The organism is Streptomyces sp. HPF1205 (genome assembly GCF_020400825.1).
Taxonomy (GTDB): Bacteria; Actinomycetota; Actinomycetes; order Streptomycetales; family Streptomycetaceae; genus Actinacidiphila.
The window spans coordinates 1-396 of the sequence record NZ_JAINVH010000165.1; the positions used below are offsets into that span (position 1 = coordinate 1).

Below are 396 nucleotides of genomic sequence, written 5' to 3' on the forward strand. Positions count from 1 at the left end.
CTCCATCGTGCCGTTGCCGTCGTCGTTGCTGTTGGTCTCGGCGTTGCCGTAGTCGAAGCAGCAGCCGCCGTTGTAGTGCGTGCCGTCGACGATGGCGTACATGCCCTCGGGGTTGTCCCCGGTGGCGATGCCGCTGGTGTGGTTGTTGCGGTAGCCGGTGCCCGGCGGGATGTAGACGCCGTACGCCTTGTGGCCGCCGACCACGGTGGGCGCGGCGGTGGCCACCGCGAGGTTGTCGGGCCCGCCCGCGGCGCCGCCGGCGGGCGCCTGGGTGAGGTTGTTGCCCTTGCCCGACTGGTCGTAGATGATCGTGATCACGCAGGTCGTGCCGGAGCAGAAGGAGTCCTGCGCCGAGGCGTCGGCGTAGCCGCCGGCGGACAGCAGGCCGATGTCCTT

General features: G+C 70.2%; 1 protein-coding gene. It reads right to left on the reverse strand.

Going from position 1 to position 396, the window contains the following annotated elements; all coding sequences use genetic code 11:
• Positions 1–396: arabinofuranosidase catalytic domain-containing protein (locus K7G61_RS36125; protein WP_308190823.1), on the reverse strand; the 396-nt coding region annotated here is incomplete at both ends.